The sequence below is a fragment of the Massilia sp. SYSU DXS3249 genome (assembly GCF_053668055.1).
Map to the genome: position 1 here is coordinate 1 of NZ_JBSIPX010000035.1, position 10,303 is coordinate 10,303.

General features: G+C 69.8%; 7 protein-coding genes. 3 read left to right on the forward strand and 4 right to left on the reverse strand.

The window, feature by feature from the left end; all coding sequences use genetic code 11:
* Positions 1-206: 206 nt before the first annotated feature.
* Complete coding sequence (locus tag ACWCIA_RS22740; RefSeq protein ID WP_454166762.1) at positions 207-1,421, reverse strand: sensor histidine kinase; 1,215 nt, start codon at positions 1,419-1,421, stop codon at positions 207-209.
* A complete protein-coding gene (locus ACWCIA_RS22745; protein WP_454166763.1) occupies positions 1,411-2,754 on the reverse strand; it encodes a sigma-54-dependent transcriptional regulator in 1,344 nt (447 codons plus the stop codon). Before ACWCIA_RS22745 ends, ACWCIA_RS22740 begins: the two co-directional genes overlap by 11 nt.
* A gap of 215 nt (positions 2,755-2,969) precedes the next feature.
* Between ACWCIA_RS22745 and ACWCIA_RS22750 the strand changes: the two genes are divergently transcribed.
* From ACWCIA_RS22750 to ACWCIA_RS22760, 3 genes are read left to right on the forward strand one after another with little or no spacing between them, the layout of a single operon-like run.
* On the forward strand, positions 2,970-4,256 hold the full coding sequence (locus ACWCIA_RS22750; protein ID WP_454166764.1) for an efflux RND transporter periplasmic adaptor subunit: 1,287 nt from the start codon (positions 2,970-2,972) through the stop codon (positions 4,254-4,256).
* 25 nt (positions 4,257-4,281) lie between these two features.
* On the forward strand, positions 4,282-4,962 hold the full coding sequence (locus ACWCIA_RS22755; protein ID WP_454166765.1) for an ABC transporter ATP-binding protein: 681 nt from the start codon (positions 4,282-4,284) through the stop codon (positions 4,960-4,962).
* On the forward strand, positions 4,959-7,382 hold the full coding sequence (locus ACWCIA_RS22760) for an ABC transporter permease (protein ID WP_454166766.1): 2,424 nt from the start codon (positions 4,959-4,961) through the stop codon (positions 7,380-7,382). Before ACWCIA_RS22755 ends, ACWCIA_RS22760 begins: the two co-directional genes overlap by 4 nt.
* Positions 7,383-7,607: 225 nt before the next feature.
* On the opposite strand, the gene ACWCIA_RS22765 is transcribed toward ACWCIA_RS22760, so the two are convergent.
* A complete protein-coding gene (locus ACWCIA_RS22765; protein ID WP_454166767.1) occupies positions 7,608-8,849 on the reverse strand; it encodes a glycosyltransferase in 1,242 nt (413 codons plus the stop codon).
* Positions 8,850-8,894: 45 nt separating this feature from the next.
* Complete coding sequence (locus tag ACWCIA_RS22770) at positions 8,895-9,962, reverse strand: SDR family oxidoreductase (RefSeq protein ID WP_454166768.1); 1,068 nt, start codon at positions 9,960-9,962, stop codon at positions 8,895-8,897.
* Positions 9,963-10,303: the final 341 nt, after the last annotated feature.

The following is a 10,303-nucleotide window of genomic DNA, read 5'->3' on the forward strand; positions in this document are numbered from 1 at the left end:
TCAACCGAAACAAAACATGCAGCTAGTAACCAGTTGAGCGAACCCTGCATTGGCTACGTAACGCATTTTTCCTGTAGAGTTACTTCATCAGGAACCTTCTTGCCTAGGAGTTTTTCAACGCAATAGGCCGATTCCAGACTATCGATATTGCTCAGTGTATGAGCTTGTTGCCATCATAGTAAACAACAGATTTTTGTCAGGCACGTTCAGAAACCTAGCATGAAGCGCGCCCCGCCCGACACGGGACGCACATGGCGCACCGTCCCGCCATTGCCATGCACCAGCTGGCGCACCAGCGCCAGGCCGATGCCGCGCCCGCCCTTTTTCGTCGTGAAGAAGGGGGTGAAGATGTGCGGCAGCAGCTCCTCCGGCACGCCGGGGCCGTTGTCGCTGACGTCGATCTGCAGCCGCGCGCCGCGCACCAGGCGCGCATGCACGGTCGCCTGCGGCGCCGCCAGGTGCGCCGTGGCTTCGGCGGCGTTTTTCAGCAGGTTGATCAGGGCCTGCTCGAGCTGGCCGGCATCGGCCACCAGGGCCGGCGAGGCCGGCTCGACCAGGATGCGCAGCTCGCCGCCGCGCGCGCGCCAGGCCGGCCCGATCAGGGCCGACATGCGCCCCAGCAGCTCGGCGACGTCGATCCGTTCCGGACGCGGCTCCGGCAGGGCCGACAGGCTGCGGTAGCTGCCGACGAAATCGGCCAGGCTGGTGGCGCGGCGCGCAATCGCATCGAGGGCGACGGCGAGGTCGGCGCCATCCTCCCCGAGACGCGGCTGCAGTTCGAGCAGCAGGCCCTGCGCGGTGGTCGACAGCGAGGCGACCGGGGTCAGCGAATTCATGATCTCGTGGGTCAGCACCTGCACCAGCTGGCGCCAGGCATGCAGGGTTTCCGATTCCAGTTCGCTCTCGACCGGCAGCAGGGCCGCCAGGCGCTGCGCCCTGCCCTGCACCGTCAGCGAGGAGATCGCGACCATGAAGCGTTCGCTGCCGCGTTCCGTGTCGAAGGCGAGCAAGGCGCGCCCGCTGGCCGGCTGCGCGGCCAGGCCGGCGAACAGTTTGTCACGGTCGACGACGCGGCCGGGCGCGAGCAGCTGGCGCGCGGCGGCGTTCTGGGGAGACGCCCCGGCGCCGTCGCCCGGCGCCAGCAGGAACAAGGCCACCGGCGCGTGTTCGAGGCGCGCTTCGAGCAAGAGCGCGTTGTCGGGTCGGGCGAGCGCCGGTGCCGGATCGGGCGCGGCGGCGGGTGCGACACGAGGAAGCCGGGCCAGCGACCGCCACAGCAGCCATGCGGGGAGCAGCGCCGCCAGCGCGCACAGCACCAGCACCCGCGGCGACCCGGCCGCCGCTCCGGCGCCGCCGGCGAGCGCCATCAGCACCAGGACGCAGAGGCCGGCCCGGATCTGAAGCGCCCTTTTAGAGGCCATGCTTCTCGAGCTTGCGGTACAGCGCCGCGCGGCTCAGACCCAGCCTGCGCGCCGCTTCGCTGATGTTGCCCTTCGCCTGGGCCAGCGCGGCGGCGATCGCCCCGCGCTCGACTTCGCCCAGCGTCTGGTCGTCGGGCGCCGGAACTGGCGCAGCCTGCGTGGGCGGCGCCGAAGGTGACGACAATCCAAAATCGCCGATGTCGTAGCTGCCGCCGCCGGCAAGGATGACGGCGCGTTCGCAGGCATGCCGCAGCGCGCGCACGTTGCCGGGCCAGTGCCAGGCGGCCAGCGCATCGAGCGCAGCCTGGGACAGCATACGCGCAGGCCGGCCGTACTGCGCTTCGTAGTGCGCCAGGTAGTGGCGCAGCAGGCCGGGCACGTCCTCGCGCCGTTCGCGCAGCGGCGGCACCCGGATCACGATGGTATTCAGGCGGAACAGCAGGTCGGAGCGGAACACGCCCGGGTCGAACAGGCTGGCTTCGTCGAGGTTGGTGGCGCTGACGATGCGCACGTCCACCGCCTGCGGGCGGTCGGCGCCGAGCGGCGTCACCTCCCTGCGCTCCAGGGCAGCCAGCAGCTTGGCCTGGGCCGGCAGCGGCATGTTGCCGACTTCGTCGAGGAAGAGCGTGCCGCCGCGCGCGGCCTGGAAGCGGCCGTCGCGATCGGTCTTGGCATCGGTGAAGGCGCCCTTGCGGTGGCCGAACAACTCGCTCTCGAAGGTCGCTTCCGGCAAGGCGCCCATGTCCACTGCGAGGAAGGCGGCGCCGGCGCGCTTCGAGGCGTCGTGGATGGCGCGCGCGACCAGCTCCTTGCCGACGCCGTTCTCGCCCAGCACCAGCACGTTGGCCTCGGTCGGCCCCACGCTCGCCACCATGCTGCGCACGGCCGCCATCGCCGCCGACTCTCCCATCAGGTTCGAACGCAGCGCAGTAACCGGCGCGGTGCTGCGCCGGGCCAGGGCGCCGTCGACCGCCGCGGCCAGGCGCGCGTTGTCCCAGGGCTTGGTGATGAAGTCGTCGGCGCCGCGCTTGAGCGCTTCCACGGCGAGCGGCACGCCGGCGTACGCGGTCAGGGCGATCACCGCGGGCGGCTGCGGCTGGCGCCGCAACAGGTCGAGCACCGCCAGGCCTTCGGCGCCGTCGGTGCGCCCGAGCGTGAAATTCAGGTCGAGCAGCACCACGTCGGGCACGCCCTGCGCCAGGTACGCCGGCAGGGCCGCGGGATCGTCCAGCACGGCGACCTCACCATGGCGGCGGCGCAGCAGCATCCGCGCGGCGAAGGCCACGTCGGCATCGTCGTCGAGGATCAGGATGCGGGCGGTCGAAGGATGCATGGGGCGGCTGCTGAGGATCGAAGTCGGGGCATTCTAGCAGCGAAGATGAGCTGGCGAAACGGCAAGTTCAACGCCGCCGCTCACCTGTCCGGAAATGAACACCTTGCCTGTTCAGTCCCGAACAGGCGGCCCGTCAAAACAGCCGTCCAGGGCCGAAAACCGGCATGGCATGGAGCTTGCAAATGGAGCCCTCGTCAACTTCGCTCAGGGCTTCCATGTCTCTCCAACCGATCCACAACGCCGTCACCGGCGCCGCGATGGACACCATCGTTCCGCGCCGGCGCGGCAAGAAGATGGCGCTGACATGCGCCGCCATCGCACTGGCCATCGCCGTCGCCTTCGCGGCCTGGCAGCAGATCCCGCGCGGGCTGCGCGTGGCACGTGCCGACCTGCAGATCGCCACGGCGCAGCAGGGCATCTTCCGCGACGAACTGGTGGTGCGCGCGAGCGCCGAGCCGCTCGATTCGGTCATCCTCGACTCGGTGGAATCGGGGCGCATCGAAGAAGTGTTCGTGCGCGACGGCGACGTCGTGCGCAAGGGCCAGCTGCTGTTTCGCATCTCGAACCCGCAGCGCAACCTCGAACTGCTGGCGCGCCAGGCGGAACAGGCGCAGCAGATCTACAACCTGTCGAACCTGCGCCTGGCGCAGGAAAGCGAGCGCAGCGCGCGCCAGCGCCGCCTTGACGAACTCGCCTTCCAGCTCGAGCAGGCCAGGAAGCGCCTCGCGCGCAGCGAACAGCTGGCGGCGCGCGGCTTCCTCTCCAGCGTCGCCCTCGACGAATCGCGCGATGCCTTCGACAAAGAGCAGCGCGCCGTCGCCCTCGAACAATGCAGCGCCGAAGCCGAAGGCGCGGTGCGCGGACGCGCCCTTGCCCAGCTGGAGAAGGCGATCGATGGACTCGACAACGGGCTGCAGCTGGTGCAGGGCACGGTCGATGCGCTGGTGGTGCGCGCGCCGGCGGCGGGCCGGCTGACCGACTTCCGCATGCAGGTCGGCGAGTCGATCGCCACCGGCCGCAATGTCGGCCGCATCGACGACCCGGCGCGCTTCAAGCTCTCCGCCCGCATCGACGAGTTCTACCTGAACCGGGTGGCGGCCGGACGCACCGGAAGCATCCAGCACGACGGCCGCAGCCACGAAGTGCGCATCGCCAGCGTCTACCCGCAGATCAAGGAAGGCCGCTTCCTCGCCGAGCTGCTGTTCACCGGCGCCCAGCCGCCCGGCCTGCGCCCGGGCCAGAGCCTGGATGCCCAGCTCACCCTGGGCGAACCGGGACGCGCCCTGCTGCTGCCGGCCGGGCCTTTCGTGAACGACAGCGGCGGCGCCTGGGCCTTCGTGGTGGACGCGCAGGGCGGCCAGGCGCAGCGGCGCCCCATCCGCCTCGGGCGGCGTTCCAACGCCCAGGTCGAGGTGCTCTCCGGCCTGCGCCCCGGCGAACGGGTCATCGTTTCAAGCTACGCGGCCTTCGGAAAGTCGACCGCACTCAGCATTTCACAGTAATCTCTCACCGATCAAAAGGAACAGCATGCTCAAACTCTCAGGCGTCAGCAAAACCCACGTGGCGGGGGAAGTCCACACCACCGCCCTCGACCGGATCGACCTCGAGATCGAGGCCGGCGAATACGTCGCCATCACCGGCCCTTCGGGCTGCGGCAAGTCCACCCTGCTTGGCCTGCTCGGGCTGCTCGACGTGCCGACCACCGGCGAATACCGGTTCGATGGCGAGAACGTGGCCGGCTGGAGCGAGGCGCGCCTGAACGGGCTGCGGCGCGGACGCATCGGTTTCATCTTCCAGAGTTTTAATTTGATCGACGAATTGAACGTGTTCGAGAACGTCGAGCTGGCGCTCGAATACACGGGTTTGACGAGCCGCGAGCGGCGCGAGCGGGTCGGCGCCATGCTGGACAAACTGGGCGTGGCGCACCGCGCCCGCCACAAGCCTTCGCAGCTCTCGGGCGGCCAGCAGCAGCGTGTCGCGATCGCGCGCGCGCTGGTGGCCGGCCCTGCCCTGCTGCTGGCCGACGAACCGACCGGCAACCTGGACACGGCCCATGGCGACGAAGTGATGCGCATGCTGCGCACGATCAACGCCGAAGGCACCACGGTGGTCATGGTGACGCACTCCCCGGCCCACGCGGCCCAGGCCTCGCGCACCCTGAACCTGCTCGATGGCCGCATCGTCGTCGACGCGCTGAGGGCGGCATGAGGGCGCCGCTTTCGCTTCGCGACTTCCGCATCGGCTGGCGCCAGCTGCTCGCCGAGCCGGGCTACTCCGCCGTCACCGTGCTCGGCCTGGCCGTGGCCTGCGCCGCCTGCTTCCTGCTGCTCGGCTTCGTGGCCTACTGCCTGAACTACAACAGCCACGTGCCCGAGGCCGACCGGGTGCACGTGGTCAAGCAGCGCATCAACTTCTTCCCGCGCCCGGACTGGAACACGCGCGCCGCGCTGCCGCTGCGCGACACGGCGCTCAAGAGCGGCATGGTCGAACAGGCCGCCATCGCCGAGCAGCTCCTGCACTCGATACGCGTCGGGACCCAGCTTCACGAAGCGCTCCTGTTCACGGCCGACCCGGCGCTCGGCCCGATCTTCGGTATCACGCCGCTGGCGGGCGACCTGCAGGCCGCCCTCACGCGGCCCGAGGGCCTGGCCCTGACCCGCGAAACGGCGCTGCGCCTGTTCGGCACCGCCAACGCGCTGGGCAAGACGGTGCGCGTGAACGACGAGGTGCTGCAGGTGCTGGCCGTGATCCCGGACCTGCCGGCCAACAGTACGCACAAGTGGGATGTGCTGACCGGCCCGCTCAGCCGCGCTCGCGCGCCGGAGGACCGCGCGCTGCACCCGTCCGAGCAGGGGCGCGGCCACGTCTTCCTGAAGCTGCGGCCGGGCGCCGATGTCGCGCGCCTGGAAGCGCTGCTGCAGGATGCGGTGATGGCCCTGCCCGTGAACCGGCGCTTCCAGGACGGTCCCATGGGCCGCGCGCTTGCCGGGCCGGGCGTCGAGGAGAGGCTGGTCTCGCTGCGCGACGCCTACTTCGACCCGGACCTGGCCAGCGGCAGGAACGCGCGCAACTACGGCCAGCGCGACAGCACGCTGGCGCTGGCCGGGGTCGCGCTGCTGATCCTGGCGCTGGCGATGACCAACTGGATCAACCTGGCCACCGTACGCACCCTGCACCGCCAGCGCGAGATCGGCATGCGCAAGGTGCTGGGCGCGACGGCGCCGCGCGTCGCCGGCCAGTTCGTGGCCGAGTCGGTGCTGGTCGCACTGCTGGCGACCGGCGCCGGCATCCTGCTCGCCTGGCTCCTGCTGCCGCTGTTCGCCGACCTGGTCAACCGCGAGCTCGAGGGCTTCTTCACGGCCGGCCGGCTGGCGCTGGCGCTGCTGCTGGGCGTGGCCGCGGGTATCGCGGCCGGGCTCTACCCGGCCTGGACCGCCCTGCGGGTGCGCCCGTCGACGGTGCTGGCGGGGCGCGACAGCAGCAGCGAGACGACAGCCAACCTGTGGGTGCGGCGCACATTGACCGTGCTCCAGTTCGCCACGGCGATGGCCCTGGGCGGCATCACGGTGGCGGTCGGCTGGCAGACCTGGTATGCGACCGGCGCCGATCCCGGCTTCGACCCGGCCGGCCTGACGCTGCTGCACATGCCGAAGGCCACCGACGAACAGGTGCAGGGCTTCGTGCCGGCCGTGGCGCGCGTGCCGGGCATCGAGGGATCGGCGGTGTCGGCCGAGGCGATCGGGCGCGACGCCAACAAGATCACCGGCGGCTACGAAACGCGCGACGGCAAGCAGCTGAAGGTCGAGATCAAGCGGGTGTCGCCGGAGTTCTTCGACCTGTACGGCATCCGCCCCAGCGCCGGACGTTTGTTCAGCGCCAAGCGCGACGGGCCGAAGTCCAGCGTCATGGTCTTGAACATGGCGGCGGTCGAGGCGCTGGGTTACCGCAGGGCGCAGGACGTGCTGGGCAAGATGCCGTTCGCGGCAGGAGCAGGCCAGGACGGAGGCGACCTGGTCGTGGTCGGCGTGGCGCCCGACCTGCGCCACCACTCGATGCGCGAGCGCCCGGGGCCGATCGTCTACCTGCTGACGGATGCGGACAGCGTCGTCACGGTGCGCACAAAGCTTGACCAACAGGCGCTGGCGCGCGCGATCGAACCGGTCTGGCGCCAGTACTTCCCGAACGGGATCATGATGATGCAGAGCGCGGCCAGCATCTTCGGCGAAAGCTACCGCCAGGACCTGCGCATGCTGAAGATCCTCGGCGCCGCCAGCCTGGTGGCCCTGGCCCTGGCCGCCTTCGGCATCTACGTGCTCTCGGCCTATACCGTCCAGCGCAGCCGGCGCGAGATCGTGATCCGCAAGCTGTACGGCGCCAGTAACGGCGCCATCGCACGCCGCCTGGGACGCGAGTTCGGGCTGACGGTGGCGGCCGCGGCCGCGCTGGGCCTGCCGGCGGCGGCGATCGCGATCCACCTGTACCTGTCCGGCTTCGCCGAGCACGCGCCGCTCGGGCAATGGCCGCTCGTGGCGGCGCTGGGCCTGGCGCTGGTGGCGGCGCTGGCTGCGACCGCGCGCCACATGATGGCGGCGATGCGCATGAGTCCCGTGCAGGCGCTCAGAGCGTAGCATGCCGTTGGCAAGGGCGTAGGGTGGGCGCTCCGTGCCCACGCGGGCCAACGCACGTACGCAGACCGGCGGTTGACCTTACCCGTACTCGGGGTGCCTGGAACGGGCTCCAACACAACGCGGCGTATTCGTAAGAACACGGCCAACAGGACGTCGCGTTCGCGTGGGCACGGGGCGCCCACCCTACGCCCGAGCGAACCGTTCCATTGAATGGCAGGCAACCGGTCAGGCGGCCAACCCCTCGATGGCGGCAACCGCCTCATCAAGACCCGGATCGCCGTTGAAGTTCGCGGCCACCGCCCTGCACCGCCCCGCCAGGCCCTCGTCGTCGAGCAGGGCCTCGAGCCGCGCCAGCAGGCGGCGCGTGCTCAGGCGCGTGGCCGGCAGGCTCGCCCCCACCCCGAGCGCCTCGACCCGCGCCCCGTTGTCGAACTGGTCGTGCGCGAGCGGCACCACCAGTTGCGCGGTGCCGGCATGCAGCGCCTCGGCGGTCGTGCCGATGCCGCCGTGGTGCACCAGCACCGCCACGTGCGGCAGCAGGGCGCGCAGCGGCACGTACTCCTGCCACAGCACGTGGCACGGCAGTTCCGGCGGCAACTGGTCGCGGTGCGGCGTCAGGAAAATCGCGCGCTCGCCCAGCAGCCGCGCGGCTTCGGCGGCATGCTCGAAGTAAGCGCGCGCCTGGCGGTTGCCGGTGCCGGGCGTGAACACGAGGGGCCTGCCGCCCTGCCCCAGGAAATGCAGCAGCTCGGGCGACAGCGCGGCCTGCGGGTCCGGGTCGTACAGCGGAAAACCCGCCTGCAGCAGCGGCTGCGGCCAGTCCGGCTGGATGGGTGCGAACCAGGGCGGAAACAGCACGATCGACAGATCGGCAATCGAGAAGATGGTGTCGATCAGCGCCGCCACCGGGGCCAGCCCGGCCCGGCTGCGCGCCGCGTTCACGCTGGGGAGCGCGATCGGGTCGATGAAGCGCGCGCCGAGGCCGCGCCACAGGCGTCGCCGCACCCCATGCGGCACCCAGCGCGGCACGCGCCACGGGCCCAGCATCAGCGGGTCGTGGACGGTCGGCAGGTTCGATGGCGCCAGGAAGGCCGCGGCGATGCGCAGGCCGGGCCGCGCCGCCCGGCACAGGTCGGCTTCGGGCAGCGCCAGCGGGTGCACGAGCATCGTGCATTGCTCGTCAAGCGGCAGCGTGCGCAGGAAGGCCGGCACCTCGGCCATGGCGGGACGGGTCGCCTCCCAGACGATGCCGAAGCCGCGGGTCGGGTGCCACAGGTCGGGATGGTCGAGCACCGCCGGGTCGGCCGGCAGGCCGTGGAAAGGCAGGCCGGCGGCGCGCACGAAGGGTTCGTGCTGGACCGGGCCGAGAAAGCTGATGCGGTGGCCCGCCTCGCGCAAGGCAAGCGCCATGCGCATGAAGGGAAACAGGTCGCCCGCCGAGCCGATCGTGACCAGCACGACGTGCATCGCTGCATCCGGTCGGCGGGCGGCGTCCATCTCGGCGCAAGCCTCCTAGGGAATCAGGCGCTCGGCGCGCAGGCGCGCGAACAGGTCGAAGAAGGAGTCGTCGGTCGCCTGCCAGGCGGAAAAGCCGAGCCGGCGGCTGTTGGCCATGTCGGTCATCACCTCCAGCGGGCGGCCGAGGTCGAGGTCGGTGTGCCAGGCGGAGGCCAGGCGGTCGAGGTCGGGCTCGGCCAGGCCGTGGCGCTCGGCGATCTCGCGCCAGAGCGGGCCGTCGTTGGCCATGGCCGCCTCCAGGGGCTGCATCTGCCCGTTGTAGCCGGCCGCTTCCACGCCGAACCACTCGGCCAGTTTCGGCCACAGCCAGCTCCAGCGGAACACGTCGCCGTTGACGATGTTGAAGGCTTCGTTCTTGGCGGCGTCGGTGTCGGCGGCCCATACCAGCTGTTTGGCGAGCATGCGGGCGTCGGTGACGTCGGAGAGGCCCTTCCACTGCGCCTCGGAGCCCGGGAACTGGAAGGGGCGCCCGGTTTCCTTGCAGATGCTCGCATACACGGCCAGCGTAGTGCCGAGGTTCATCGCATTGCCGACGGCCAGGCCGATGACGGTGTGCGGGCGGTGGATGCTCCAGCTGAACCGGTCGCGCGCGGCGGCGGCATAGACTTCGTCTTCCTGGGCGTAATAAAAGTTTTCGAGCGGCAGGCGCGGCTGGCTTTCGCGCAGTGGCGTATCGGGCAAGGTGCCGGAGCTGGCATAGGCCTCGAACGGTCCCAGATAGTGCTTCAGGCCGGTGACGAGGGCGACGTGGCGCACGCTCTTTTGCGGCGACAGCGCGTCGAGCAGGTTGCATACCAGGGCGGCGTTGACGTGGATGTTGGCCTGCTCGGTGTCCTGGCGCATCCAGGTGGTGATGAAGACGTGGGTGGGCGCGATGCCGGCCAGCGCCGTGGACAGGGCCGCCGGGTCGAGCAGGTCGGCGGCGACGTGGCGCACGCCGGGCAGATCCTTCGGCGCCCGGCGCGACAGGCCGACCACGTTCCAGCCTCCGGCTAGCAATTCACGCGCAACATGGTTGCCGCCGATCCCCGTTACACCCACTACCAAAGCGGTTCGTTGCATCTGATAAATCCTTTGCATTCCGGTCAAAACCCATTCTAACCGGGTGCTGGAAAGCGCGTGCTCGGGTGGCAAAAAGCGCAATCGTGCGCGATTCGTCGCGTTTTTTGTCGCGTTTCTTTCAACGTCGGGTCGTTATTGCTTCCCCGAGTTCCGCCGCGTACTAACGCGTGGAGTCAGGACTCCACCCTACGTTTACCGCGATTCGTAGGGTGGAGTCCTTGTTTAGCACAGAGACATAGGTAACACCTGTCTAGAGACATAGGTAACACTTTTATGATCATTGCACAGCCAACAAATGGAGTGTGCGATGCCCTGGAAAGAGAGTTCCCAAATGTCCTCCA

Coding starts and splice junctions, on each gene's coding strand:
- ACWCIA_RS22755 (WP_454166765.1), top strand. CDS start 4,282: ATGCTCAAACTCTCAGGCGTCAGCAAAACCCACGTGGCGGGGGAAGTC.
- ACWCIA_RS22745 (WP_454166763.1), bottom strand. CDS start 2,754: ATGCATCCTTCGACCGCCCGCATCCTGATCCTCGACGACGATGCCGAC.
- ACWCIA_RS22770 (WP_454166768.1), bottom strand. CDS start 9,962: ATGCAACGAACCGCTTTGGTAGTGGGTGTAACGGGGATCGGCGGCAAC.
- ACWCIA_RS22760 (WP_454166766.1), top strand. CDS start 4,959: ATGAGGGCGCCGCTTTCGCTTCGCGACTTCCGCATCGGCTGGCGCCAG.
- ACWCIA_RS22750 (WP_454166764.1), top strand. CDS start 2,970: ATGTCTCTCCAACCGATCCACAACGCCGTCACCGGCGCCGCGATGGAC.
- ACWCIA_RS22765 (WP_454166767.1), bottom strand. CDS start 8,849: ATGCACGTCGTGCTGGTCACGATCGGCTCGGCGGGCGACCTGTTTCCC.
- ACWCIA_RS22740 (WP_454166762.1), bottom strand. CDS start 1,421: ATGGCCTCTAAAAGGGCGCTTCAGATCCGGGCCGGCCTCTGCGTCCTG.